The following is a 23,871-nucleotide window of genomic DNA, read 5'->3' on the forward strand; positions in this document are numbered from 1 at the left end:
CCCGGGAGAACCACTGCCATGACCACATCCGCCCACCTTCCCTCCGCCCTCGTACGCGAGGCCGTCCAGGAACCCATGCCGCTGGACGACGTGGACCTCGCCGACCTCGACAAGTTCACCGACGGCGTCACCCCGTGGCGCATGTTCCACACCCTGCGCCACGAGGACCCGGTCCACTGGCAGCCGGAGGAGGCCCCCAACTCCGGTTTCTGGGCGGTGACCCGGCACGCCGACATCGCCCGCGTCGACCGGGACGCCGAGACCTTCACCTCCACCCGGTTCGTCAACCTGGAGGAGGTCGACGACGACCAGATCAAGATCCGCGCCTCCATCCTGGAGCTGGACGGCGTCCGCCACCGCGCGCTGCGCAGTGTGATCCAGCGGCAGTTCGGCGCGAACGTCATCAACAGCTACACCGACTTCCTGCGCGGCCTGACCGCCCGCACCCTCGACGCGGCCCTCGCCAAGGGCACCTTCGACTTCGTCGCCGACGTCTCCGCCGACTTCCCCATCAACGTCCTCGCCCGGCTCCTGGACGTGCCCCCGGAGGACAACCAGCGCCTCATCGACTGGGGCAACCGCATCATCGGCAACACCGACCCCGACTACGCGGACGTCCTGCTGCACAGCGCGGAGAGCGAGCGCTACCGCGACCTGCCCTTCCGATCGCCCGCCTCCCTCGAAGTCTTCGAGTACGGCCGTGAACTGGCCCGGCAGCGGCGCGGCGGCGACGGCACCGACCTGGTGTCCAAGCTGGTCAACACCACCCCGCGCGACGGGGTCCCGCTCTCCGCCCAGGACTTCGACAACTACTTCCTGCTCCTCGTCGTGGCCGGCAACGAGACCACCCGCCACACCATCACCCACTCCATGCTGGCCCTGCTCCAGCACCCGGAGCAACTGGCCCGCCTCCAGGAGGACCCGTCGCTGATCCCGGCGGCCACCGAGGAGTTCCTGCGCTGGGCGTCCCCCGTCTACCACTTCCGCCGCACCGCGACCCGTGACGTGGAACTCGGTGGCAAGCAGGTCAAGGAGGGCGACAAGGTCGTCATGTGGTACGCCTCCGGCAACCGTGACGAGGCGGTCTTCGGCAACCCGTACGACTTCGACGTCGCCCGCGCCGACAACGACCACGTGACCTTCGGCAAGGGCAGCCCGCACCTGTGCCTGGGCAATCTGCTGGCCCGCACGGAGATCCGCATCATGTTCGAGGAGCTGATCCCGCGCCTCGCCGACATCCGCCTCGTCGGTGAGGTGCCGCGCGTGCGCTCCAACTTCGTCAACGGCATCAAGAAGCTGCCGGTCGAGGTCACCCTCGCCTGACACACCCTCGGGTACCGGTGGGGGAGATGCCCGCCGGTGCCCGAGTCGCGCGCCCCTCGAAGAGGGCGGGGAGCCGGGAGGGACACGTGCCCTACAGCCCGCCCTCCCGCGCCCACGGCCGCAGCTTCTCGGGGTTGCGGACCGCCCAGATCCGCGTGACGTGTCCGTCGGAGACGTCGAACGCGGCCACGGTCGTCACGGCGCCGGCCCGCCGGGCCACCAGGCCCGGCACACCGTTGACCGACCGCTCCAGGAGTTCGAGTCCAGGGGCCATGTCGGCGATGGCGACCAGGTACCGGGCGATGCGCGCGCCGCCCTCGACCGGGCGCAGGACGGCGCCGACCGTGCCGCCTCCGTCGGCGGTCAGCACGGCCGACGGGTCGAGGAGGGCGACGAGGGTCGCGATGTCCTTCGCCTCCCACGCCTCCTTGACCCGCCGCACCACCTCCGCCCGGCCGGACGCCGTCACCGGGGCCGCCGGAGCGGACGCGGCCCCCACCCGCCGACGGGCGGAGGCGGCCAGTTGCTTGCACGCCGCGGGGGTCCGGCCGAGCACGTCGGCGATCTCGGCGAAGGGGTACCGGAAGACGTCGTGCAGGACGAACGCCACCCGCTCGGCGGGCGTCATCGACTCCAGGACGACGAGGAGGGCCATGTCCACCGACTCGTCCAGGACGATCAGGTCGGCGGGATCGGCGGGGTCCGCCGCACCGCCGGGGCCGGTGCCGCCCGCGCGGTCCCGGCCGGCGCGGCCGGGCAGCGGCTCGGGCAGCCACACGCCGACATAGCGCTCGCGGCGAACCCGCGCCGAGCCGAGCACGTCCAGGCAGACACGGCCGGTCACCGTGGTCAGCCAGGCGCCGGGGGAGCGGATCTCCTCCTGGCGGCTCCGTGACAGCCCGTACCAGCGTGCGTAGGCGTCCTGTACGGCGTCCTCGGCCTCGGTCACCGAACCGAGCAACCGGTAGGCGACGTTGACCAGTCGGCCTCGCTCGCCCTCCGCCGCGTCCGTGCCGGTCCCGACAGCCGCCATGCTTCCCGCCGCCCCCTCGCCTTACCTTTCACGGGCCCACGTCGTCGAACCGGTGAGACCTTATCGATCCACTGCCCACGGGCGGAAACGGGGACGACGACATGGCCACCCAGATGACGGCGAAGGCGACGGCGACGGTGAACGGACGGCGCGGCTCCTCGTTCCTGCGGATCGCGATCGCCCTGCAGACCCTGACCATCTTCCTCCAGGCGGTCTCCGCCGGACTGCTGCTGACCTCGTCCTACGGGGAGAGCCTGCACGGCGTCGGCGCCCGGGTGATGTACGGGGCGTCCATGCTGTACATGCTCGCGGCGGTGCTGGCGTGGAAGCCGGGCGGCGGCCCCGTGCGGCCGGTCCTGCACGCCTCCGGCTTCCTCGCACTCGCCTCGGTCCAGGTCGTGCTCGGCATCGCGCACGTCCCGTCGGTCCATCTCCCCCTGGGCGTGCTGATGTTCGGCCTGAGCCTGCTGGCCCTGGCCAGGCGCTGAGCCGTGAGCCGTCCCGCGGCTCCCGCCCACCGCCGCGCCCGACCGGAGCGGGCACAGGATGTCGGGTGCGGCAGGGTGGCTCCTTCCTAGCGTGGTGGGTGAAAGGAAGGAGGCCGGGGTGCTGGAACGGCTCAACCAGGCCATGGAGCACATCGAGGACCGTCTCGATCAGCCGATCGAGGTCGCCGACCTGGCACGGATCGCGGTGACGTCGGAGTACCACCTGCGGCGGATGTTCTCCGCGCTCGCGGGCATGCCGCTGTCGGAGTACGTCCGGCGCCGGCGGCTCACCGTCGCCGGCGCCGAGGTGCTGGCCGGCGAGCGGACCCTGCTGGAGATCGCGGTGCGCTACGGCTACGGCTCGGGGGAGGCGTTCGCGCGGGCGTTCCGCGCCCTGCACGGCGTCGGCCCCAGGGAGGCCCGGCGGACCGGGGCGGCTCTGCGGTCCCAGCCCCGGATGTCCTTCCGCCTCGTCGTCGAAGGGAGCGGAAGCATGCGATACCGAGTCGTGGAGAGGGAGGAGTTCCGGGTGGTCGGCAGGGGGACGAGGGTCCCGCTGGTGCACGAGGGGGTGAACCCGGCGATCGCCGACTTCATCCGGGGCATCGGCCAGGAGACACTGCGGCGCATCGAGAGCCTGTCGGACCAGGAACCGCGGGGCATCGTCTCCGTCAGCGACAACCTCGACGACAGCCGGGCCGAGGGCACCGAACTCGACTACTTCCACGGGGCGGTGACCCGCGTCGCCGCGCCCGAGGGCCTGGACGAGCTGACCGTCCCGGCCGGGACCTGGGCCGTGTTCGAGAACTCCGGACCGTTCCCGCAGGCGCTGCAGTATCTGTGGCGGGACGTCTTCACCCAGTGGTTCCCGTCCAATCCGTACCGCAGCCGGCCGGGCCCCGAGATCCTGCGGACCCGGCTGTCCGAGGACGCGGCGCGGGCGGACGCGGAGCTGTGGATCCCGGTGGAGCGGACCCCGCTCTGAGCGCCGGCGCGCGGCGACTTCCCGTCGTCGCGCGCCTGCCTCCCGTCCTCGCCCGCCGGTAGCGTGGGACGACGTCGACCTGAGGTGGGGGCATGCGGGCGATCGTCGTGGGTGCGGGCATCGGGGGACTGGCCGCGGCGCTGAGTCTGCGGCGCGCCGGGTGCGAGGTGACGCTCGTCGAGCAGGCGTCGCGGTTCACCGAGATCGGCGCGGGCATCCAGCTCGCGCCCAACGCCACCCGCGTCCTGCGCCGGCTCGGTCTGCTCGACGCGGTCGCCGCCCGCTCCCATCGGCCGTCCCGGCTGAGTTTTCGCACCTGGTCCGACGGCGGCGAGATCTGCGGCTACCCGCTGGGACGCGAGGTGGAGGACGCGTTCGGGGCGCCGTACCTGCAGACCCACCGGGCCGATCTGCACCGGACCCTGGCCGACGCCGTGCCGCCGGGGTCGGTGCGTCTGGGCACCGTGGCCGTCGGTGTCGAGCAGGACGACAGGTCCGTGTGGCTGACGACGGCCGACGGCGAACGCCTGTCCGCCGACCTGGTCGTCGCCGCGGACGGTGTACGTTCACGGGCCCGCCGGTGGCTGTTCGGCGCCGACGAGGCCCTGTACTCGGGGATGGCTGCCTACCGGGCGCTGCTGCCGGCCGCCGAGGTGGCCGGACTGGACCTCCCGGAGTACGCGCTCTGGCTCGGGCCCGGACGGCACTTCGTGCACTACTGGGTGCGGCGCGGTGAACTGCTCAACGTCGTCGGCGTCGTCGGGACCGGGGCTGCGCGGGAGTCGTGGACCGCCCGTGCCGAGCCGGGCGAGTACCTGCGCGCGTTCGACGGATGGGACCCCCGGGTGCGCGACGTCCTCGGACGAGCTGGGGAGGTGCTCCGGTACGGCATCCACACCCGCGCCCCGCTCGCCCGCTGGAACGTCGGGCGCGTCGCCCTGCTCGGGGACAGCGCCCACGCGATGGTGCCGTTCCACGCGCAGGGCGCGGCCCAGGCCCTGGTCGACGCGGCGGTGCTCGGCGACTGCCTCGCGGGCGCGGCACCGGCCGACGTTCCCGACGCGCTGGACCGGTACGTGCGCCGACGGCTCGCCACCGCCACCCGGGTGCAGGCCGGATCCGCGCGGGCCGGCGAGGACTACCACCTGCCCGACGGACCGGAGGCCCGTGCCCGCGACGCCCGACTGGCCGCGCAGGCGGGGCCGAACGGGTTCGGCCCCCACGCGGGTGCCTGGGCGCTCGACACCTTCGACGGGCCCATGGCGTAGGAGTCACGGGCCACGACGAGGGGTCAGTCGGCCGGTTTCCAGCCCGGGAGTGTCGGCAGGACCTTCTCGGCGATCCGGAACAGGGCCTGGTCGTCGGGCCGTTGGGAGTCCTGGCGCCAGATGACGATTTCGTAGGTGCTGCCGCTGTCCTTCGGGTCGGTCGCGACCAGCAGCCGGCGGGCGACGCCGCCGGGGCCGGACTCGGCGTCGCTGCCGTCGAGCCTGAAGGAGATGGCGATGGTCTGTCCCGAGTACAGGACCGCCCGGTGTCCCAGGACGGTCCTGCTCGTGGCGTCGGCGCCCAGGTAGCCGACCGACTCGGCGACCGGGAGGTCCTCGTAGGACGCCGAGACCTCCACGGCGTAGGTGTCCAGCTCGACCTTCGCCTCGGGGGTGACCGTTGTGGTGCCGTCGGCCCACTTCGACTCGCTCTCGCTGCCCGACGCGCTCACCGCCTGCTCGGTCGGGGTGCCGAGGAGCGCGGGCAGGTCGGCGCGGTTCAGGGCGGTGCACAGCCGTGCCCCGGAGACCTTGCCCCGCGGAGCGGGCGAGGCGTCGTCGGAGGACGAACACGCGGCCGGTCCCAGGGTCCGGGGCGTCTGGTCGAGGAAGTCTCCCAGTGCCCACAGGCCCCCCAGGAGCACTCCGACGGTCGCCACCGCCGATATCACCTGGGCCGCCGTGCTCATCTCCTTGCCGGAGCCCGCTCTCGCGCCCGCTCCCGCCCTCGGAACCGCTCCGACCTCCGGCCCCGGAACCGCTCCCACCCCCGGCCCCGGATCCGCTCCGCGACCCGCTCCCGCACCCGTTCCGGAATCCTCGACGTCGTCGGTCATGCCCCCGTGCCCCCAGCTTGATGTGCACACGCCCCCCGTGTGCCGGGGGAGCCTAACCTGTGAGCGGAGTGCGGCAAAACACGATTCCCCGTAGGGGTCCGTCCGGACACGAGAGGCAGGAACGTCATGTCCCCGCAGGACTCACCCGGTTCTCGGCAGGACTCACCCGGCGCGCGGTCCGCGTCGCTCGGCGTGGCCGTCATCGGCACCGGCCGGATGGGCGCCGACCATGTGCGCCGGCTCACCGAGGTGATCAGCGGCGCCCATGTGGCCGCCGTGGTCGACCTCGACGCCGAGCGCGCCGAGGCGGTCGCCGCCGGCGTCGAGGGCTGCGTCGCCTACGCCGACACCGAGCAGGCGCTGGCCGCACCGGGCGTCGACGCCGTCCTCGTCGCCTCCCCGGGCCCCGCCCACGAGGCGGCCCTGCTCACCGCGTTCGAGTACGACCTGCCCGTCCTGTGCGAGAAGCCCCTCACCCCGGACCCCGCCTCCGCACTGCGCCTGCTGGAGGCCGAGCGGCGGCTGGGGCACCGCCGGGTGCAGGTCGGGTTCATGCGCCGCTACGACCGCGAGTACGTCAGGCTCAAGTCCCTGCTGGACGGCGGCGAGCTGGGCCGGCCGCTGCTGCTGCACCACCGGCACCGCAACGCCGAGGCGCCGCCCGGGTTCACCGACGCGATGGCGATCAACGACTCCGTCGCCCACGAGATGGACGTCACCCGCTGGCTGCTCGGCCAGGAGATCACCGCCGTCACCGTGCTGCGGCCCCGGCCGTCGGCCCACGCCCCGCAGGGTCTGAGCGACCCGCAGTTCGTGGTGTTCGAGACCGACGGCGGCGTCGTCGCCGACGTCGAGATCTTCCTCACCGCCCGCTACGGCTACCAGGTCCAGGCCGAGGCGGTCTGCGAGAACGGCACGGCCCGCATCGGCGACGGACACGACATGCTCGTCACCACGGCCGGACGCTGGGGCGGCACGGTCACGCCGGGCTACCTCGAACGCTTCGAGGGCGCCTACGACCGTCAGGTGCAGGCCTGGGTGGACGCCACCCGCCGGGGCGAGGTCACCGGACCCGGCATCTGGGACGGATACGCCGTCGCCGCGATCTCCGAGGCGGGCGTCCGTGCCCAGCGGGAGGGCGTCCGCGTCGAGGTCGATCTCGTCGCGCGCCCCGCTCTCCCTCACTGACCTACGACGATGCCTAGGCACCGTAGGAGACACATACATGTGATGTCTCCATCGGCCCATGTGGCCGTACGTCCGGACAAAGGGGTTAATCACTCTTCACTCCAGCCGCATTCATCCCTGTACAGTCGTTGACAAGGGTGGCCCGCATGCCTGACGTTCGTACGTATGTCGCAATCGATCAGCAGGCGCGGGCTTCTGATGGGCGCCACAGCCGTCGTGGCGGCCACCGCCACCGACGTGTTCGCGGCCGGTGGTGCGTCGGCCGCCACGCCGAGAACCTACGAACCGACCTGGGAATCCGTGAACAGACACCCCGCCGCCCCCGAGTGGTTCCGGGACGCCAAGTTCGGCATCTACTTCCACTGGGGTGCCTTCAGCGTCCCGGCGTACGACAGCGAGTGGTATCCCCGCAACATGTACCTGCCTGGCCAGAAGGCCAACAGGCACCACATCGACACGTACGGCGACCCGGCCGACTGGCCGTACCACCGGTTCATCGACGGGGCCGACGATCTCGCGGGCCACCACACGCAGTTCGCGCCGAAGCTCAAGTCGGCCGGCGGGAGGTTCGACCCCGAGGAATGGGCCCAGCTGTTCGTCGACGCGGGGGCACGGTTCGCCGGGCCGGTCGCCGAGCACCACGACGGCTACTCGATGTGGGACAGCCGGGTCAACGAGTGGAACTCCGTCGACAAGGGCCCGGGGCTGGACCTGCTGGAGCTGTTCACCGACGCCATCCGGGCCAGGGACCTGAAGCTCCTGGTGGCGATGCACCACGCGTACAACTACACCGGCTTCTTCGAGGGCGTGCCCGCCCAGTCGGACCCCAGCCTCAAGAAGCTGTACGGGCAATTGAGTCCAGAGGCCGAGAACCAGCTCTGGTACGACAAACTCAAGGAGGTCGTCGACCGCTCCCGGCCCGACATTCTCTGGCAGGACTGGCGGCTCGACCACGTCGACGAGAAGCAGCGGCTGAACTTCCTGTCGTACTACTTCAACCAGGCCGGCACGTGGGGCAAGGAGGTCGTCGCCACCTACAAGGACGGTTTCGACAGCCACAGTTCGGTCTTCGACTACGAGCGCGGCGGCCCCGCCGATCTCACCGCGCCCTACTGGCTCACCGACGACAGCATCTCCAACACCAGTTGGTGCTACACCGAGGGCATCGGCTACTACTCCCTCGCGCAGATGCTGCACTCGTTCGTCGACCGGATCAGCAAGAACGGCAGCGTGCTGCTCAACATCGCGCCGAAGGCCGACGGCACCATTCCGCAGGGCCAGAAGGACATCCTGCTCGGCATCGGCGACTACCTGAAGCGCTTCGGCGAGTCGGTCTACGGCACCCGCGCCTGGACCGTGTACGGCGAAGGGCCGACGAAGATGGGCGGCGGATCCTTCACCCGGCCCACCGCCGGCACCGCCCGGGACATCCGGTTCACCCGCGACAAGGAGGGCACCGTCCTCTACGCGACCGTCCTCGGCTGGCCCGGCGACTCGCTGACCCTGAAGACGCTCGACTCCGCCCGGATCGACCTGGCCTCGCTCACCGCAGTGGAACTCCTCGGTTCCGAAGCCGGCACCTACCACGACCTCGGCACCCCGGAACAGAGCGCGACCGGGCTGAAGGTGACGCTCCCGGCGACGAAGCCGTTCGACGCTCCCGCGTACGTCCTCAGGTTCCGCTTCTCCGGCCGTATCCCCGTGCTCCGGCCCCACGCCGGGGCGCTGGCCTTCGCGGACCCGCGCTTCAGAGGCGACGGCACCGTACTCGCCCTCGGCGACCACGACGCCGAACAGCTCACCCTGGCCGGTCTGGAGCCGCGCAGGCTCTCCTCGCTGAAGCTCGCCCCGGCCCACCGGCTGATCGGCTTCTCCGGGGACGACCTCACCGGCACCGAGTGGACCTACACCGCCGACACTCCCCGGGTCCGGGACAGGATCGCCTCGCTGCGGGTCGTGTTCGATCCCACCGCGCGCTTCCGGATCACCAACGTCACCAACGGGCTCGCCCTGGACAACGGCGGAGACGTGCCGAGCGGCTCCCCCGTCAAGCAGTGGACGTGGGACGGCTCCACCCACCTGCAGTGGTACGCCGTCGCCCTCGGCAACGGCTACTACAGACTGGAGAGCCGGGCGAGCGGCCTGGTCGCCGACGGGTGGGGCGCCACCGGCGACGGCTCCGCCCTGCGGCAGGCGGCCTGGAACAACGGGACCGACCAGCACTGGCTGATCACCCACCGCGGCGACGGCCGCCACTCCCTCGCCAACCGCACCACGGGACTCGTCCTCGACGGCGGCGGCGACGTCCCCTCCGGCTCGCCCGCCAAACAGTGGACCTGGGGCAACAGCGCCAACCTGCTGTGGACCCTCACCGAGGTCTGACGCCCCTCACGCCTCCCCGGACAGCTCCAGCAGCACCTTGGAGGCGACCGTGCGGTCCTGAGCGGTGTCGAACGCGGCGACGGACCGCTCCAACGGGAAGGTGTGCGTGACGACCGCGTCGACCGGGAGGCCCTGGGCCAACAGGGACAGGGCCTCGTCGAACTCGGTGTCGAAGCGGAAGGACCCGCGCAGTTCCAGCTCACGGGTGACCGCGACATTGCCGAGCAGCCCGATCTCCCCGGGCGGCAGCAGCCCGAGCATGACCACGACGCCACCGCGCCGTACCCGCTCCACACAGCTGCGCAGCCCGGCCGGTGCCCCGGACGCCTCCACGGCGAGGTCGAAGACCCCGGCCCAGGCGGGATCGGCGGGCCGGTCCGCCCGCACGACGGCGGTGGCGCCGACCTCGCCGGCGATCCGCAGCGGCTCCTCGTGGAGGTCGCTGACGACGACCTCGGCGGCGCCCGCGTGCCGCAGCGCGGCCACGACCAGCAGACCGATCGGACCGGCCCCGGTGACCAGCACCCGCCTGCCGCCGACCGCACCCGCCCGGTGCACCGCGTGCAGCGCCACCGCCAGCGGCTCGGCGAGCACGGCACGCCGCAGACCGAGCCCCGGCGGCAGCTCCCGCACCTGGCCGGCCGGCACGGTGATCCGCTGCGCGAACCCGCCCTGCACATGCGGGGTGTGGGCCGCGCTGCCCAGATAGCGGGTGTGGGCGCAGACGTTGCGGGTGCCGCGCGCGCACTCGGGGCAGACCCCGCAGGGTGTGGCGGGGTGGATCGCGACGGCCGCGCCCACCGCCGGAGCGTCCGGTCCCTCGACGCCGGCCCCGAGCGCGGCGACCCGGCCCACCACCTCGTGGCCCAGCACCATGGGCTCGCTCACGGCGAAGTCGCCGACCCGGCCTCGGTGGTAGTAGTGCAGATCGGAACCGCAGATCCCGCCGAGGGCGACGGCGACCGCGATCTCACCGGGCGCGGGGCCGTCGTACGGCCGCTCCTCGACGCGGAGATCGCCGGCTCCGTGGACTACACACGCGTGCATGGGTGCTCCTTGAGGCGTCGGCCGGTTCACAGGACAGACAGCATGCCGCCGTCGACGTACAGCAGCTGCCCGTTCACGAAGTCCGAGGCGGGGGGGCGAGGGAGAGCAGGGTGGCACCGTCTTCGCCGCCCTCTCCACCGCCGCGCCCGCCTTCCGTCGCAGCATGGACGATCTCGTCGCCCTGGTCCCGCTGCTGGGGTCGGCGGCGGACGAGCTGGGGGTCCGGCTGCCGTCCCGTTGACCCGTGCTCCCGTTCGCGGTGAACTGCCCCGCAGTGAAGGCGAGTTCACGGCGGAGAGGGCTGACGACATGGACGACCCGGACGGGAAGCGCGCGAAACCGCTCGACGGGAAGACCGCACTGGTCACCGGGGCGGGCAGCGGAATCGGCCGGGAGACGGCCCTGATGCTCGCCGAGGCGGGCGCGACGGTGGTCCTCGTCGGACGACGGCGGCAGGTCCTCGACGAGGTCGCCGCCGCCGTCACGGACGCCGGAGGCGCGGCGTTCACCCACCCCGCGCACGTGGAGCACGCCGACGAGGTGCGGGAGCTGGCCGACCGGACCCGGGAGTTCGTCGGTCCCGTGGACATCCTCGTCCACAACGCGGGCGGCGCCGGCCCGGTCGGTGACGTCCGCGGGCTCGGCGAGGACGAGTGGAACGCCGTCCTGGGGGTCAACCTCACCGGGGTCTACCTCCTCACCCAGGCGCTCCTCCCGGACATGCTGGAGCGCGGCGGCGGCTCGGTCATCACGATCTCCTCGCTCGCCGCACTGCGCCCCACCCCGCTCGGCGGCGCCCCGTACGGCGCGGCGAAGGCGGGCGTGCGCAACTTCATGGCCTATCTGCGCAACTCGTTCCGCGACGAACACATCCGGGCGACCTGCATCCTGCCCGGCGCGGTCGACACCCCCGCCCACGACAGCCGCCCCGTCCCGCCGAGCGCGGAGCGGCGGGCCGCCATGGTGCGCCCCGAGGACGTGGCACGGGCCGTCCTGCTGTGCGCCACGCTCCCCGCGCGCACGGTCGTCGAGGAACTGGTCATCGCGCCCACCGTGAGTGCCCCGCCCCGGCCGGGTGGTCCGTGACCCCGGAGGCGACCGGGGCCACGGCACGACGAACGTCCGGGCCGGCCCCTCGCGAGGGGCCGGCCCGGACGCCGTGATGGGGAGGATCAGACCAGGTCGAAGCGGTCCAGGTCGGCGACCTTGGCCCACGCCGCGACGAAGTCCTTCACGAACTTCTCCTTGGCGTCGTCGCTCGCGTAGACCTCGGCGAGGGCGCGCAGCTCGGAGTTCGAGCCGAACACGAGGTCGGCACGGGTGCCGGTCCACTTGACCTCGCCGGTGTCCGCGTCACGGCCCTCGAAGAGGGTCTGGTCGGCGGAGGTGGACTTCCACGTCGTGCCCAGGTCGAGCAGGTTGACGAAGAAGTCGTTGGTGAGCACGCCCGGGGTGCCGGTGAAGACACCGTGCGTGGACCCGGCGTGGTTGGCGCCCAGGACCCGCAGACCACCGACGAGGACCGTCAGCTCGGGAGCGCTCAGCGAGAGCAGGTTCGCCCGGTCGATCAGCAGGTACTCGGCGGGGAGGCGGTTGCCCTTGCCCTGGTAGTTGCGGAAGCCGTCGGCCGCCGGCTCCAGCGCCGCGAACGACTCGGCGTCCGTGTGCTCCTCGGTCGCGTCCACGCGGCCCGGGGTGAAGGGCACCTCGACGTCGACGCCGGCGTCCTTGGCGGCCTTCTCGACCGCGGCGGCTCCGCCGAGGACGATCAGGTCGGCCAGGGAGACCTTCTTGGCACCGGCGTTGAAGTCCGCCTGCACGCCCTCCAGGACGCTCAGGACGTGACGCAGGTCGTCCGGGTTGTTGACCTCCCAGCCGCGCTGGGGCTCCAGGCGGATACGGGCGCCGTTGGCGCCGCCGCGCTTGTCGCTGGACCGGAAGGTGGAGGCCGACGCCCACGCGGTGGACACCAGCTGCGAGACGGTCAGACCCGAGGCGAGGAGCTTGGTCTTGAGCGCCGCGATGTCGGCGGCGTCGATGACCGGGCCCTCGGCCTGCGGCAGCGGGTCCTGCCACAGCAGGGTCTCCGCCGGGACCTCCGGGCCGAGGTACAGCGACTTCGGGCCCATGTCACGGTGGGTCAGCTTGAACCAGGCGCGGGCGAAGGCGTCCGCGAACTGGTCGGGGTGCTCGTAGAAGCGACGCGAGATCTCCGCGTAGATCGGGTCGAAGCGGAGCGACAGGTCGGTGGTGAGCATCGTCGGGAGGTGCTTCTTCGACGCGTCGTGGGCGTCCGGGATGATCGCCTCGGCGTCCTTGGCGACCCACTGCTTGGCACCGGCCGGGGACTCCGACAGCTCGTACTCGAACTCGAACAGGTTCTTGAAGAACCCGTTGCTCCACTGGGTCGGCGTGGCGGTCCAGGTGACCTCCAGGCCGGAGGTGATGGCGTCGCCGCCCTTGCCGGTGCCGTGGGTGGACTTCCAGCCCAGGCCCTGCTCCTCCATGGAGGCGGCCTCGGGGTCGTCGCCCACGTTGTCCGCGGGGCCGGCGCCGTGGGTCTTGCCGAAGGTGTGACCACCGGCGATGAGGGCGACGGTCTCCTCGTCGTCCATCGCCATGCGGCGGAAGGTCTCACGGATGTCGCGGGCCGCGGCGAGCGGGTCCGGGTTGCCGTTGGGGCCCTCGGGGTTGACGTAGATCAGACCCATCTGGACGGCGCCGAGCGGGTTCTCCAGCTCGCGGTCGCCGGTGTAGCGCTGGTCGTCCAGCCAGGTGGTCTCGGGACCCCAGTACACGTCCTCGTCGGCCTCCCAGACGTCGGCGCGGCCGCCGGCGAAGCCGAAGGTCTCGAAGCCCATCTGCTCCAGGGCGACGTTACCGGTGAGGATCATGAGGTCGGCCCAGGAGATCGACTGGCCGTACTTCTTCTTGACCGGCCACAGCAGACGGCGGGCCTTGTCCAGGTTGCCGTTGTCCGGCCAGCTGTTCAGCGGCGCGAAGCGCTGCTGACCGCGGCCGCCACCGCCGCGGCCGTCGCTGATGCGGTACGTACCGGCGCTGTGCCAGGCCATACGGATCATCAGCGGGCCGTAGTTGCCGAAGTCGGCCGGCCACCAGTCCTGCGAGGTGGTCAGCACCTCGGCGATGTCCTGCTTCACGGCGGCGAGGTCGAGGTTGTTGAACGCCTCGGCGTAGTCGAACTCCCCGCCGAGGGGGTTCGCCACCACGGGGTCCTTGGCGAGGATCTTCAGGTTGAGCCGCTCCGGCCACCACTGACGGTTCCCGCCGCCCTGGGTCGGGTGCGCGGCACGCCCGTGGGCGACCGGGCAGCCGCCCGTCTCCTCGGGCTTCGCGTCCGTGACGATCGCGTCGTGGTTCTCAGTCATGGGAGTCCTTCCGGAACTGGTGGATCACGGTGCTGAAGTACTGGCTGCGGAACAGGGGGGACACAGGCCCCAGTAGATGACCTCGGCCTCGTCGATCGCGAAGCCGCGGTCGTCGGAGGCGGTCAGGCACGGGGCGTGCCCGACCGCGCAGTCGACGTCGACCACGGCACCGCAACTGCGGCACACGAGGTGGTGGTGGTTGTCCCCGACACGGCCCTCGTACAGGGCGGGGCTGCCGGGTGGTTCGAGGCGGCGCACGAGCCCCGCGCCGGCCAGTGCGTTGAGCGCTTCGTACACGGCCTGGAGCGATATGTGGCCCACACGGTCGCGCACCCCTGCGGCGATCGCTTCGACGCCGAGGTGGTCGCCGTCCCGGACGGTCTCCAGCAGCGCCACGCGCGCGGCCGTCACCCGCAGGCCGGCACCGCGCAGTTCCACGGCGGTGTTCGGAGGCTGGGATGCGGTCATGGGGACCAACCTACCCTCATAAACACGAAGAGTTCAAGAAAACGAATGACCCAAGTTTATGATGCCGTTTCGGCCACCGTGCGTGACGGCCGGGGCCCGTCGGCCAAGGGTGAGCAGGACGACGGCCACGGCCGCGCCGACGAGGCCGATCGCCTGCCGCGAGGTCACCCGTTCGTGGAGCGGGGTCAGGCCGAGGACCGTGGGGAGGGCCGGGTACAGGGAGGCGAGGACGACCGCCGCCGCCCGCCCCGCGACCACCGGCCACACCCCCGCTCACCGCACCGGCCTGCGCCAGCCCGAGACCCTGCACCGCCACACCGAGGCCGGCCAGCATGTGCCATAGGTGCTGTGGGCGCCGTGTTCCCGTGCCCTCGTCGCGGTGCCGCGCCCTTCAGGGCTTGCGGGCCACGCCGCCGAAACAGTCCACCTCCGACGGCTCGTCCGAGCCGCCCGGCCCGGACCGCCACCGGGCCACGGAGACCAGCCCGGGTGCCAGCGGCTCCAGCCCGTCGAAGAAACGGGTGAGCTGCTCGGGGGAGCGGTTGACCCGCGGGTTGTCGCTCGCCGCGTTCCAGTGCGCGACCATCGCGCGCATCGCCTCCGGCCGGTGGACCTCCGTGCTGTCGGCGAGCACGAGGTGGCTGCCGGAGGGCAGGGCGTCCAGGAGCCGGGCGACGATGCCGTACACGCTCTCGTCGGGCACATGGGCGGTGATCCCGAGCAGCACCAGGCCCACCGGGCGGGTGAGGTCCAGGGTGTCGGCCGCGCGCTCCAGGATGGTGTCCGGGTCGCGCAGGTCGGCGGCGACGAAGGCGGTGGCGCCCTCGGGGGTGCTCGTGAGCAGGGCGTGGGCATGGACGAGGACGGTGGGGTCGTGGTCGGCGTAGACGATCCGCGCGTCCGGTGCCGAGCGCTGGGCCACCTCGTGGGTGTTGTCCGCGGTGGGCAGCCCGGTGCCGATGTCGAGGAACTGGCGTAAGCCGGCCTCCTCGGTCAGGTGGGTGACCGCGCGGCGCAGGAACGCCCGCTGGGCGCGGGCGATGTCGACGATCTGCGGGTTGACCGCGCGTATCTCGTCACCGACCTGCCGGTCGATCTCGTAGCAGTCCTTGCCGCCGAGCCAGTAGTTCCAGATCCGCGCCGAGTGCGGAACGCCGCTGTTGATCACCGGACGGTCAAGTGGCATGGATGCTCCCCGTGTTGGCGCCTGTAGCCGCCGACAACCTAGCAAGATCGCCATGTACGTGACCGGTGGACAGCCATCGGAACGACCGCCCACCGTCGAGATCCGGCCGAACACTCCCTCGGACCCTCGGAAGGGCTCGGGTCGTCCTACTCCTCGCTCCCGGTCACCAGCACCACCTCCAGCGTGCGAGGACCGTGCACGCCCTCCACCCGGTCCAGCTCGATGTCACTGGTGGCGGACGGGCCGGAGATCCAGGTCAACGGGCGGGCCGGGTCGAGGCGTTCGAGGGCCTGCGGCACCGACGACACGACCTGTTCCGGTACGCGGACGACGCAGATGTGGTGGTCGGGCACCAGGGTGATCCGGCGGCGGCCCTGGTCGGGAGAGCCGTCCAGGACGATCGTGCCGGTCTCGGCGATGGCCAGAGCGCAGGCGGTGACGACGCTGTCGACCCGGTCCAGCTCGTCCGCGGTGCTCTCGCCGCGGTCGGGCACCCGCGTCACCCCGGTCGCCGCCAGCCAGGGAGCGGGCAGCCCCGGGGGGGTCAGCACCGATGTCGAGCCGTGCTCGCGCAGCAGCCGGGCGAGGACTCCGGGAAGGCCGTCCGCGTCCGTCCGGTGCACGAGCGCCCGGTAGTCCGCCAGGTTCTCCGCCAGCAGCTCCACCGTCCGCCCGACGTCCAGCCCGCCGTGCTCCCGCAGATACCCCCGCTCGACCGCGCGCTCGTACGGCGTGTCGTCCCGGGGCACGTCGGCCAGCGCCCGTCGCACCCGGCCCAGGATCAGATCCCTGCTGCTCACTTGCCCGCGTCCTTTCCGCCGTTCGTACGCTGCCACCAGTCCCGGAAGGGCTCCGGCGGCAGCGCGGGAAGATCGCGACTGGCGCTCCACGCCCTGCCGGGGCCCGGCAGGGTCCGGGGATGGAAGCGGCGGGTGCGCGACGCCAGCCGCTGCCCCGTGCGCAGCGCGCCGGGGTGGCTGAACGCCCAGCGGGCCGCGCGCATCGCCGCCCGCTCGGCGGCGTGCCCCTTCGCGGGCTTGAGCACGACCTTGTTCCCCCGTTCCGTCACGATGGCGCCCTGCGCGACGCGCTCCCGCAGATGCACCAGCACCTCCGGGATGTCGATGGCGACCGGGCACACCTCGTAGCAGGCACCGCACAGCGAGGAGGCGTACGGCAGGGAGGCGTCGATCTCGCTGCGTGTGCCCCGGAGCTGGGGGCTGAGGATGGCGCCGATGGGGCCCGGGTAGACCGAGCCGTACGCGTGGCCGCCGGCCCGCTCGTAGACGGGACAGACGTTGAGGCAGGCCGAGCAGCGGATGCAGCGCAGGGCCTGGCGGCCGACCTCGTCGGCGAGCGTGTCGGTGCGGCCGTTGTCGACGAGGACCAGATGGAAGGTCCGCGGTCCGTCCTCGTCCGTCGTGCCGGTCCACGTGGAGGTGTACGGGTTCATGCGTTCGGCCGTCGAGGAGCGGGGGAGGGTCTGCAGGAACACCTCCAGGTCCTGCCAGGTCGGGACGATCTTCTCGATGCCGACGACGGAGATCAGCGTCTCGGGCAGGGTGAGGCACATCCGGCCGTTGCCCTCGGACTCCACGACCACCAGCGTGCCGGTCTCGGCGACCATGAAGTTGGCGCCGGAGACACCGACCTCGGCGCGCAGGAACTTCTCCCGCAGATGCAGCCGCGCGGCCTCCGCCAGCTCGGCCGGCGTGTCGGTGAGACCCTCCGGGGCCGGGCGGCCCCACTCGCTCATCTCGCGCGCGAAGATGTCCCGGATCTCGCCCCGGTTGCGGTGGATCGCCGGGACGAGGATGTGCGAGGGCCGGTCCTTGCCCAGCTGCACGATGAGTTCGGCGAGATCGGTCTCGTAGGCGTGGATCCCCTCGGCTTCGAGGGCCTCGTTCAGCCCGATCTCCTGCGTGGCCATCGACTTGACCTTGACGACCTCGCTCCGGCCGGTCGCCTTGACGAGATACGTGACGATCCGGTTGGCCTCGTCCGCGTCGGCGGCCCAGTGGACCGTGCCGCCGGCCGCCGTGACCGACTCCTCCAGCTGTACCAGGTACCGGTCCAGATGACGGAGCGTGTGGTCCTTGATCTGCTTGCCGGCCTCGCGCAGCGCGGCCCAGTCGGACACCTCCGCGACCGCGGCGGCGCGTTTGGCGCGGATGGTGTGCGTGGCGTGGCGCAGATTGCCGCGCAGCGTCGTGTTGTGGACGGCTTCGTGCGCGGCCTTCGGGAAGGCCGGCATACCGACGAACGTCCCACTCATGCGAGAGGCTCCTCTTCCGTGCTCGCCAAAATCTCCGCGATGTGCACGGGCCGGACGGCCGTGCGCAGCCGGGTCATCGTGCCGCCGAGGTGCATGAGACAGGAGTTGTCGGCCGCGCACAGCACCTCGGCGCCCGTCGACTCGGCGTTGCGCACCTTGTCCGCGCCCATGGCCGCCGAGACGTCGGAGTTCTTCATGGCGAAGGTGCCGCCGAAGCCGCAGCACTCGTCCGCGCCGGGCAGCTCCGCCAGCTCCAGCCCCTTCACGGCCTGGAGCAGCCGCCGGGGCCGCTCACCGAGACCGAGGCTGCGCAGCCCGTGGCAGGTGGGGTGGTACGTCACCTTGTGCGGGTAGTACGCGCCGACGTCGGTCACCCCCAGCACGTCCACCAGGAACTTGGTCAGCTCGTACGTCTTCGGCACCACGGGAGCCAGGGTCCGCGCCAGGGTGTCCCCGCGCCCCTCCGCCCGCGCCCGCTCGCCCATCCGCGGATACAGCTCGCGCACCATCGCCCCGCAGGAGCCGGACGGTGTCACGATCGCCTCGTAGTCCCTGAATACATCGGAGAACTTCTGGGCCAGCGGCTCGGCCTCGTGGCGGTACCCGGTGTTGTAGTGGGCCTGTCCGCAGCAGGTCTGCCCGCTCGGGAAGTCGACGTCGACGCCCAGCCTGGTCAGCAGTTTCACCACGGCGCGGCCGGTGTCCGGATAGAGCGTGTCGTTGACACAGGTCAGGAACAGGGCGACACGCATCGCGGCTCCTTGGGGGTCGGTCATCGGATGAGTGCAGAGTACGGCGTCAATACGCGCAGGGCGAGAGGCCCCCCGCACCGATCGGCGGACACGGGCGGATCCGTGGGCCGACCGGTGCCGGGAACGAACATGTGGGGCCGTCCGGCTCACCGTGCGGTGAGCCGGGCCTCCGCCGCGCGCCAGGCCGCCGGGTCGCCCTGCGGCTCGTAGCGCACCAGCGGCTGGGTGCGGGCGAGGAGGTGCCGCATCGAGGCCCGGTCGCCCACCAGACCGTGGGTGCGGGCCTGCACGAGGACGTTGCCCAGGGCCGCCGCCTCCGCCGGTCCCGCCACCACCGGCAGCCCGCAGGCGTCGGCGGTGAGCTGGCAGAGCAGGGCGTTGCGGGTGCCGCCGCCGACGATGTGGACGACGTCCACGGGGTGGTCGGCGAGCGCCTGCGCCTCGGTCACGGCCCGCCGGTGGGCGAGGGCCAGCGAGTCGAGGATGCAGCGGGTGATCTCGGCGGGCGTCCGCGGGACGGGCTGCCCCGACTCCCGGCACGCCTCGGCGATCCGCTCGGGCATCCGGCCGGGCGCGAGGAACGCCGCGTCACCGGCGTCCACGACCGACCGCAGCGCGGGCACGGTCGCGGCGGCCCGCAGCAGTTCGCCGAGGTCGGGGTCCCCCCACTCCCGTACGCACTCCTGGAGCAGCCACAGCCCCATGATGTTCCGCAGGTAGCGGACCGTGCCGTCGAGCCCCAGCTCATTGGTGAAGTTGGCCGCCCGGCTCGCCTCGGTCAGCACCGGGGCCCGAAGCTCCAGGCCGGCCAGCGACCAGGTGCCGGTGCAGATGTACGCGAACCGCTCCCCGGTCGCCGGGACGGCGGCCACCGCCGAGGCGGTGTCGTGCGACCCGACCGTCGTCACCGGGACCGGCCCGGTCAGCCCGGTCTCCTCCAGCACCCGCGCCCGCAGCAGCCCCGCCGGGTCCCCGGGCCGCCGCAGCGGCGCGAACAGCTTCAGGTCGACCCCGAGCCGCTCGGCCACGTCGTGGGACCAGTCGCGCGTCCGGGGGTCGATCAGCTGGGTCGTCGAGGCATTGGTCAGCTCGGTGCCCAGCTCACCCGTCAGCCAGTACGTCAGCAGATCCGGGATGAGCAACAACCGCTCGGCGTAGGCCAGTTGGGCGGAGGACCGGGCGGCGACCAGCTGGTAGAGGGTGTTGAAGGGGGCGTACTGCAGGCCGGTCGCCGCGTACAGCTCGGCGGCGGGCACGGTGGCCCACACCTTCTCCGCGACCCCCTCCGTACGGGCGTCCCGGTAGTGCACCGGGTTGCCCAGCAGCGCGCCGTCGGCGTCCAGCAGCCCGTAGTCGACGGCCCAGCTGTCGATGCCGACGGAGTCGACCTGCCCGGCCGCCCTCAGCCCGTCCAGGACCCCCGTGTAGAGCGCGAGGACGTCCCAGCGCAGGCCCTCGGGCGTACGCACCGGACGGTTGGGGAAGCGGTGGGCCTCGACCAGCTCCAGCGAGTCCCGCCCCGCGCGGCCGACCATCACCCGCCCGCTGGACGCGCCGAGGTCGACCGCCGCGTACGACTTCATGGACCCGCTCCCGTGCGCACTCATCGCAGGAAGGCGGCGGCCACGCCGGCGTCGACCGGGACGTGCAGACCGGTGGTGTGCGTCAGCTCCCCGCCCGTCAGCGCGAACACCGCGTTCGCCACATGCTCGGGGAGCACCTCGCGCTTGAGGATGGTCCGCTGCGCGTAGAACTCGCCCAGCTTCTCCTCCTCGATCCCGTAGGTTGCCGCGCGCTGGGCGCCCCAGCCGGCCGCGAAGATCCCGGAGCCGCGCACCACACCGTCGGGGTTGACCCCGTTGACGCGGATGCCGTGCTCGCCCAGCTCGGCGGCCAGCAGCCGCACCTGGTGGGCCTGGTCGGCCTTGGTGGCGGAGTAGGCGATGTTGTTGGGCCCGGCGAAGACGGCGTTCTTCGAGGCGATGTAGACGATGTCGCCGCCCAGCCCCTGCGCGATCATCACGCGGGCCGCCTCCCGCGACACCAGGAAGGACCCGCGCGCCATGATGTCGTGCTGGAGGTCCCAGTCCCTCGCGGAGGTCTCCAGGAGCGGCTTGGAGATCGAGATGCCCGCGTTGTTGACGACGAGGTCGACCCCGCCGAAGGCCAGCGCGGCGGCCTCGAAGGCCGCACCGATCTGCTCCTCGTCCGTCACGTCGACGGTCACGGCGACGGCCTTGTCGGCCCCGCCCAGCTCCTCGGCCACGGCGGCGGCGTTCTCGCCGTTCAGATCGGCGACGACGACACAGGCACCCTCCGCGACCAGCCGGTGCGCGATCGCCTTGCCGATCCCGCTGCCCGCACCCGTCACGAGCGCCACCCGCGTCGCGAGGGGCTTCGGCCTCGGCATCCGCTGGAGCTTGGCCTCCTCCAGCGCCCAGTACTCGATGCGGAACTTCTCCGACTCCTCGATCGGCGCGTACGTCGACACCGCCTCGGCGCCCCGCATCACGTTGATCGCGTTGACGTAGAACTCGCCGGCCACGCGCGCGGTCTGCTTGTCCTTGCCGAAGCTGAACATGCCCACGCCCGGGATCAGCACGATCGCCGGGTCGGCGCCGCGCATCGCGGGGGAGTCGGGCTCGGCGTGCCGCCGGTAGTAGGTGGCGTACTCGTCCCGGTACCCGGCGTGCAGTTCCTTCAGCCGGGCGATCGCTGAGTCGAGATCGGCGGTCGGCGGGAGGTCCAGCACGAGCGGGCGGACCTTCGTGCGCAGGAAGTGGTCCGGGCACGAGGTGCCCAGGGCGGCGAGCCGCGGGTGTTCGGCGCTCGCCAGGAAGTCGAGGACGACGTCCGCGTCGGTGAAGTGCCCGACCTGCGGCCTGTCCTGCGAGGCGATGGCCCGGATGTGCGGTGCCAGGGCGGCGGCGCGCTCCCGGCGCTCCGCGGCGGCGAGCGCCGTGTAGCCCTCCAGGACGGGCCCGAACGGCTCGGCCTTGCCCCGCTCGGCGAGGAACCGCTCGGCGGTACGGATGATGTGCAGCGAGTTCTTCTCGCACTCCCCGGCGGTGTCGCCCCAGGCCGTGATCCCGTGCCCGCCCAGCACGCACCCGATCGCCCCCGGGTTCTCCCGCTTGACCGCCGCGATGTCCAGCCCGAGCTGGAAGCCCGGCCGGCGCCACGGCACCCACACCACACTGTCCCCGAAACACTCGGCCGTCAGCTTCTCCCCGTCGGCCGCGCAGGCGAGCGCGATCCCGGAGTCGGGGTGCAGATGGTCGACGTGGGCGGCGTCCACCAGCCCGTGCATGGCGGTGTCGATGGACGGCGCCGCCCCGCCCTTGCCGTGCAGGCAGTAGTCGAACGCGGCGACCATCTCGTCCTCGCGCTCCACCCCCGGGTACACGTCGACGAGGGCGCGCATCCGGTCCAGCCGCAGCACGGCCAGCCCCGCCTCGGTGAGCGTCCCGAGGTCACCGCCGGACCCCTTCACCCACATCAGCTCCACCTCGCCCCCGGTGACGGGATCGGTGTCGCTCCCCTTGGCGGACGTGTTGCCGCCGGCGTAGTTGGTGTTCCGGGGATCGGCACCGAGCCGACGGGACCGGGCGAGCAGGGCTGCGGCTTCGGGATGGGTTGCCATGCGAGATCAATCCTTACGGTGAGACGGGTACGGGGTTCAGCTCGGGGGTCGGGGGTGCGTCGCCGGACGCGGGCCCGGTGGGGGTTCTCGCGCAGTTCCCCGCGCCTCTGAAAAGCAGGGCTGCGCCCCGTGCCTTTCAGGCCGCGGCCCCGTAGCCATTTCGGCCCGGGGGGCCGTTGCCATTCAGGCCCGGGGGGCCGTGGTCTTTCAGGCCCGCAGGGGCCTGGTCTTTCAGGGGCGCGGGGAACCGCGCGACCAGCCACGAACCGGCCCGCGGCCCGCAACGAACAAGAACAGGCAGACGGAACCCGGAGATCAGGCGCCCCACCCCGCCTGCTCTCCTCCCACCCGCTCCTCGACGATCTTCGAGGCCCAGCCGGAGCGGCGGTACGCCTGCAGCGGCTCGGGGTCCAGCCCCATCTCCTCCCGCACCTCGCGCAGCAACGGCCGCACGTCCGTGTTGTAGGCGTCCATCACGACCGCGTTCGCTTCGAGCACGTCCCCGTCCCGCTGCGCGGCGGCAAGGGCTTCCCGGTCCACCAGCAGTGCCTTCGCCGTGGCCTCCTGCACGTTCATCACCGACCGGATGATCGCCGGGATCTTCGCCTCGATGTTGTGGCACTGGTCGAGCATGAACGCGACCTCGGGGGTGAACCCGCCGCCGCGCACGACCTCGTACATGATCCGGAACAGCTGGAAGGGGTCCGCGGAGCCCACCATCAGGTCGTCGTCCGCGTAGAACCGGGAGTTGAAGTCGAACGCGCCGAGCTTCCCCTCGCGCAGCAGCGTCGCCACGATGAACTCGATGTTGGTGCCCGGCGCGTGGTGCCCGGTGTCGACCACGACCTGCGCCTTCGGGCCGAGCTTCAGACAGTGGGCGTAGGCGGTGCCCCAGTCCGGCACGTCGGTCGCGTAGAAGGCCGGCTCGAAGAACTTGTACTCCAGCAGCATCCGCTGGTCGTCGCCGAGCCGCCCGTAGACCTCGGCGAGGGCCTGCGCCAGCCGGTCCTGACGCTCACGGATGTCGTCCTGGCCGGGATAGTTCGTCCCGTCGGCGAACCACAGCTTCAGGTCCCGCGACCCGGTCGCGTCCATGATGTCGACGCACTCCAGCAGGTGATCGACGGCCTTGCGCCGCACCGACGCGTCCGGGTGGCAGACGCTGCCCAGCTTGTAGTCGTCGTCCTGGAAGGTGTTGGAGTTGATGGCGCCCAGCTTCACGCCACGCTCCTCGGCGTGCTTGGCGAGTGCCGCGTAGTCCTCGACCTTGTCCCAGGGGATGTGCAGGGCGACCGTCGGCGCCACGCCGGTGAACTCGTGGACCTTGCCGGCGTCGTCCAGCTTCTCCCAGGGATCGCGCGGGACACCCTGTTGGGCGAACACCTTGAAGCGCGTTCCGGAGTTTCCGTACGCCCACGACGGCGTCTCGACGGCCTGGGTCTTGAGGGCGGCCTTCACCGCGGCGAGCTCGGTCACGTCAGGGCTCCTACCGGCTTTGATGTCTGAAACGATTCAGCACCGGAAACTATGAGTGGCCCGCCGGGCTGTCAACCCCTCTGCTCCATACCGTTCTCCGTGACCCGGTTGTGACCACTTCTATCGAAAGAA

At 72.0% G+C, this 23,871-nt stretch carries 19 protein-coding genes; 7 read left to right on the plus strand and 12 right to left on the minus strand.

Annotated features, from left to right (window positions below):
* Positions 1 to 18: 18 nt before the first annotated feature.
* Entirely contained in the window at positions 19 to 1,323 is a 1,305-nt protein-coding gene (locus H4687_RS40465; protein ID WP_046915189.1) for a cytochrome P450, read from the plus strand.
* A 91-nt stretch (positions 1,324 to 1,414) separates the two neighbouring features.
* On the opposite strand, the gene sigJ is transcribed toward H4687_RS40465, so the two are convergent.
* Positions 1,415 to 2,356, minus strand: coding sequence for an RNA polymerase sigma factor SigJ (gene sigJ / locus H4687_RS40470; RefSeq protein WP_046915190.1), 942 nt, complete (start codon positions 2,354 to 2,356; stop codon positions 1,415 to 1,417).
* A 101-nt stretch (positions 2,357 to 2,457) separates the two neighbouring features.
* Between sigJ and H4687_RS40475 the strand changes: the two genes are divergently transcribed.
* The 3 genes from H4687_RS40475 to H4687_RS40485 all read left to right on the plus strand — a co-directional run bounded on the left by H4687_RS40475 (position 2,458) and on the right by H4687_RS40485 (position 5,097).
* Positions 2,458 to 2,844 carry a hypothetical protein gene (locus H4687_RS40475; RefSeq protein WP_046915191.1) on the plus strand — a complete coding sequence of 129 codons (387 nt, stop codon included), beginning with the start codon at positions 2,458 to 2,460 and terminating at the stop codon, positions 2,842 to 2,844.
* A 118-nt stretch (positions 2,845 to 2,962) separates the two neighbouring features.
* The gene (locus H4687_RS40480) at positions 2,963 to 3,829 is read left to right on the plus strand and encodes an AraC family transcriptional regulator (protein WP_046915192.1); all 867 of its coding nucleotides are present in this window, start codon (positions 2,963 to 2,965) and stop codon (positions 3,827 to 3,829) included.
* A 92-nt stretch (positions 3,830 to 3,921) separates the two neighbouring features.
* Positions 3,922 to 5,097, plus strand: a complete 1,176-nt coding sequence (locus tag H4687_RS40485; protein ID WP_046915193.1) for an FAD-dependent monooxygenase — start codon at positions 3,922 to 3,924, stop codon at positions 5,095 to 5,097.
* 23 nt (positions 5,098 to 5,120) lie between these two features.
* Here the strand turns inward: H4687_RS40485 and H4687_RS40490 are convergent, their stop codons facing one another.
* Positions 5,121 to 5,786 carry a DUF6215 domain-containing protein gene (locus H4687_RS40490; protein ID WP_046915194.1) on the minus strand — a complete coding sequence of 222 codons (666 nt, stop codon included), beginning with the start codon at positions 5,784 to 5,786 and terminating at the stop codon, positions 5,121 to 5,123.
* Between the two features lie 273 nt (positions 5,787 to 6,059).
* Between H4687_RS40490 and H4687_RS40495 the strand changes: the two genes are divergently transcribed.
* Together H4687_RS40495 and H4687_RS40500 are read left to right on the plus strand one after the other, a co-directional pair.
* Positions 6,060 to 7,121 carry a Gfo/Idh/MocA family protein gene (locus tag H4687_RS40495; protein ID WP_046915195.1) on the plus strand — a complete coding sequence of 354 codons (1,062 nt, stop codon included), beginning with the start codon at positions 6,060 to 6,062 and terminating at the stop codon, positions 7,119 to 7,121.
* A 165-nt stretch (positions 7,122 to 7,286) separates the two neighbouring features.
* Entirely contained in the window at positions 7,287 to 9,503 is a 2,217-nt protein-coding gene (locus H4687_RS40500) for an alpha-L-fucosidase (RefSeq protein WP_046915196.1), read from the plus strand.
* A 6-nt stretch (positions 9,504 to 9,509) separates the two neighbouring features.
* Here H4687_RS40500 and H4687_RS40505 read toward each other — a convergent pair whose 3' ends face one another.
* Positions 9,510 to 10,550, minus strand: coding sequence for an L-idonate 5-dehydrogenase (locus H4687_RS40505; protein WP_046915197.1), 1,041 nt, complete (start codon positions 10,548 to 10,550; stop codon positions 9,510 to 9,512).
* 309 nt (positions 10,551 to 10,859) lie between these two features.
* Here H4687_RS40505 and H4687_RS40510 point away from each other — a divergent pair, with 309 nt between their 5' ends.
* Positions 10,860 to 11,636: an SDR family oxidoreductase gene (locus tag H4687_RS40510; protein ID WP_046915198.1), complete on the plus strand. Its 777-nt coding sequence runs from the start codon at positions 10,860 to 10,862 to the stop codon at positions 11,634 to 11,636.
* Between the two features lie 86 nt (positions 11,637 to 11,722).
* On the opposite strand, the gene katG is transcribed toward H4687_RS40510, so the two are convergent.
* The 9 genes from katG to rhaI form a co-directional block, all read right to left on the minus strand.
* Positions 11,723 to 13,939 (minus strand): catalase/peroxidase HPI, encoded by a 2,217-nt coding sequence (gene katG / locus H4687_RS40515; RefSeq protein ID WP_046915199.1) that lies wholly within the window; start codon positions 13,937 to 13,939, stop codon positions 11,723 to 11,725.
* A 24-nt stretch (positions 13,940 to 13,963) separates the two neighbouring features.
* Positions 13,964 to 14,407 carry a Fur family transcriptional regulator gene (locus H4687_RS40520; RefSeq protein WP_005484126.1) on the minus strand — a complete coding sequence of 148 codons (444 nt, stop codon included), beginning with the start codon at positions 14,405 to 14,407 and terminating at the stop codon, positions 13,964 to 13,966.
* 391 nt (positions 14,408 to 14,798) lie between these two features.
* Positions 14,799 to 15,593: an SAM-dependent methyltransferase gene (locus H4687_RS40525; protein WP_046915201.1), complete on the minus strand. Its 795-nt coding sequence runs from the start codon at positions 15,591 to 15,593 to the stop codon at positions 14,799 to 14,801.
* A gap of 146 nt (positions 15,594 to 15,739) precedes the next feature.
* Positions 15,740 to 16,393, minus strand: a complete 654-nt coding sequence (locus H4687_RS40530; RefSeq protein ID WP_046915202.1) for a LutC/YkgG family protein — start codon at positions 16,391 to 16,393, stop codon at positions 15,740 to 15,742.
* Positions 16,390 to 17,868, minus strand: a complete 1,479-nt coding sequence (locus H4687_RS40535) for a LutB/LldF family L-lactate oxidation iron-sulfur protein (protein ID WP_179859948.1) — start codon at positions 17,866 to 17,868, stop codon at positions 16,390 to 16,392. The genes H4687_RS40530 and H4687_RS40535 overlap by 4 nt, the downstream gene beginning before the upstream one ends.
* Entirely contained in the window at positions 17,865 to 18,620 is a 756-nt protein-coding gene (locus tag H4687_RS40540; RefSeq protein WP_046915203.1) for a (Fe-S)-binding protein, read from the minus strand. Before H4687_RS40540 ends, H4687_RS40535 begins: the two co-directional genes overlap by 4 nt.
* A gap of 146 nt (positions 18,621 to 18,766) precedes the next feature.
* A complete protein-coding gene (locus tag H4687_RS40545) occupies positions 18,767 to 20,203 on the minus strand; it encodes a rhamnulokinase (RefSeq protein ID WP_046915204.1) in 1,437 nt (478 codons plus the stop codon).
* A gap of 20 nt (positions 20,204 to 20,223) precedes the next feature.
* On the minus strand, positions 20,224 to 22,263 hold the full coding sequence (locus tag H4687_RS40550; RefSeq protein WP_046915205.1) for a bifunctional rhamnulose-1-phosphate aldolase/short-chain dehydrogenase: 2,040 nt from the start codon (positions 22,261 to 22,263) through the stop codon (positions 20,224 to 20,226).
* Between the two features lie 315 nt (positions 22,264 to 22,578).
* Complete coding sequence (gene rhaI, locus H4687_RS40555; protein ID WP_046915206.1) at positions 22,579 to 23,739, minus strand: L-rhamnose isomerase; 1,161 nt, start codon at positions 23,737 to 23,739, stop codon at positions 22,579 to 22,581.
* Positions 23,740 to 23,871: the final 132 nt, after the last annotated feature.

Origin of the sequence: Streptomyces stelliscabiei, from assembly GCF_014873495.1 — a bacterium.
Lineage (GTDB): Bacteria > Actinomycetota > Actinomycetes > Streptomycetales > Streptomycetaceae > Streptomyces > Streptomyces bottropensis.

Coding starts and splice junctions, on each gene's coding strand:
- katG (WP_046915199.1), bottom strand. CDS start 13,939: ATGACTGAGAACCACGACGCGATCGTCACGGACGCGAAGCCCGAGGAG.
- H4687_RS40490 (WP_046915194.1), bottom strand. CDS start 5,786: ATGAGCACGGCGGCCCAGGTGATATCGGCGGTGGCGACCGTCGGAGTG.
- H4687_RS40535 (WP_179859948.1), bottom strand. CDS start 17,868: ATGAGTGGGACGTTCGTCGGTATGCCGGCCTTCCCGAAGGCCGCGCAC.
- H4687_RS40500 (WP_046915196.1), top strand. CDS start 7,287: ATGTCGCAATCGATCAGCAGGCGCGGGCTTCTGATGGGCGCCACAGCC.
- H4687_RS40505 (WP_046915197.1), bottom strand. CDS start 10,550: ATGCACGCGTGTGTAGTCCACGGAGCCGGCGATCTCCGCGTCGAGGAG.
- H4687_RS40485 (WP_046915193.1), top strand. CDS start 3,922: ATGCGGGCGATCGTCGTGGGTGCGGGCATCGGGGGACTGGCCGCGGCG.
- H4687_RS40520 (WP_005484126.1), bottom strand. CDS start 14,407: ATGACCGCATCCCAGCCTCCGAACACCGCCGTGGAACTGCGCGGTGCC.
- H4687_RS40475 (WP_046915191.1), top strand. CDS start 2,458: ATGGCCACCCAGATGACGGCGAAGGCGACGGCGACGGTGAACGGACGG.
- H4687_RS40510 (WP_046915198.1), top strand. CDS start 10,860: ATGGACGACCCGGACGGGAAGCGCGCGAAACCGCTCGACGGGAAGACC.
- H4687_RS40495 (WP_046915195.1), top strand. CDS start 6,060: ATGTCCCCGCAGGACTCACCCGGTTCTCGGCAGGACTCACCCGGCGCG.
- H4687_RS40525 (WP_046915201.1), bottom strand. CDS start 15,593: ATGCCACTTGACCGTCCGGTGATCAACAGCGGCGTTCCGCACTCGGCG.
- H4687_RS40465 (WP_046915189.1), top strand. CDS start 19: ATGACCACATCCGCCCACCTTCCCTCCGCCCTCGTACGCGAGGCCGTC.
- H4687_RS40550 (WP_046915205.1), bottom strand. CDS start 22,263: ATGGCAACCCATCCCGAAGCCGCAGCCCTGCTCGCCCGGTCCCGTCGG.
- sigJ (WP_046915190.1), bottom strand. CDS start 2,356: ATGGCGGCTGTCGGGACCGGCACGGACGCGGCGGAGGGCGAGCGAGGC.
- H4687_RS40545 (WP_046915204.1), bottom strand. CDS start 20,203: ATGAAGTCGTACGCGGCGGTCGACCTCGGCGCGTCCAGCGGGCGGGTG.
- H4687_RS40540 (WP_046915203.1), bottom strand. CDS start 18,620: ATGCGTGTCGCCCTGTTCCTGACCTGTGTCAACGACACGCTCTATCCG.